Origin of the sequence: Aeromicrobium sp. Leaf272, assembly GCF_001422865.1 — a bacterium.
GTDB lineage: Bacteria > Actinomycetota > Actinomycetes > Propionibacteriales > Nocardioidaceae > Aeromicrobium.
This window is the reverse complement of sequence record NZ_LMMY01000011.1, coordinates 249,426-250,685: the sequence shown is the minus strand read 5'-3', so window position 1 is coordinate 250,685 and position 1,260 is coordinate 249,426. Positions and strand designations below refer to the sequence as shown.

At 69.6% G+C, this 1,260-nt stretch carries 1 protein-coding gene; it reads right to left on the bottom strand.

Features of this window, described 5'->3' with window-relative positions; translation table 11 throughout:
- Window positions 1-136: 136 nt before the first annotated feature.
- A partial coding sequence (locus ASF38_RS08305) for an ABC transporter substrate-binding protein (protein ID WP_082480650.1) occupies window positions 137-1,260 on the bottom strand: 1,124 nt, incomplete at its 5' end.

Below are 1,260 nucleotides of genomic sequence, written 5' to 3'. Positions count from 1 at the left end.
CCTCGGAGGGCCTCCGAGGGTGAGTGGGAGAGAACCGTGGTGAGCTCGCGATTCCCATCAGGTGATGGGAATCGCGAGGCCGCTGGGAACGACGAAGGGGCCCGGACCGCCATGGTCCGGGCCCCTTCGCGTCAGGTCACTGCAGGCTGAAGCACGGCTTGGAGAAGTCGTACGCCTCCGCCGTGGGGCCCGTGGTGAGGTCCTGCTCGAGCGACACTCCCGTGGGGGCGTCCTTGTCGACCTTGCTGATGACGCTCGATCGGAACGCCGACTCCGCGGGCTCGCCGGTGTTCTTGCCGGCCTCGTTGGGCAGCATGCCCTCGTAGTCGACCTCCTCGAGCGACTTCGCGGCCTCGACGAGGCTCTCGCGGGTGATGCCGCCGTCCTCGTCGGCCTGCTTCAGGGCTGCGAGGAGCGGGTAGCTCCAGGCCCAGCCTGCCGTGTAGCCGTCGCTCGGCGTCACGTCGCCCAGGGCCTCGCGCATGGCCTCGTGGCCCGGGGTGTCGGTGCCGAACGGACCCCACGGGCCCGCCTGGAAGTACAGCGCCTCGATGGCCGGAGCGGCTGCGGACTGCAGCAGCGCCGGGTTCCAGGTGGGGCTGGAGCCGACGACGGTCCCGTCGAAGCCCTCGGCCGCAGCGCCGCCGACGATCGCGGCCATCTCGGCCGGACCGGTCGAGATCACCAGGAGGTCGGGATCCTCACGGAGCACCGACGCGACCGTCTCGGCCTGCTGGTCCTGGCCGGGCGGTGCCTTGATCTCGACGTACTCGAGGTCGTTGGCCTCGGCCGCGGCCTTGACGCCGGCCGCGGCGTCTCCGCCGTAGTCGTTGTCGTAGCCGACGGCGGCGATCTTGCCCGCGACGTCGCGGTTCTCGACGGCCCAGTCGACGCCGTTCATGGCCTCGAAGCAGTAGTTGGCGCCGCTCTCCAGGATCTGGTCCTCGAACTCCCAGGCCGAGTTCCACGAGGCCGGCACGCCGATCACGTCGTCGGCCTTCATGTCCTCCAGGATCGCGAGGGTCTGCGACGAGCCGAGCGTCTGGCCCAGCGCCAGGATGTCCTTGCGGATCTCCTGGTACTTGCGGTTGTGGATCTCGGGGTTGTACTCGGCGTCCTGGACGTACTTCGTCACGTCCACGTCGTAGCCACCGACGCCGCCGTCCTCGTTGACCTTCTGCCAGAACGCCTTCTGCGCGTCCGTGATGGGCACGGCGAGCGGGGCGAACGGGCCCTTGGTGAGGTCGGAGATCACGCCCA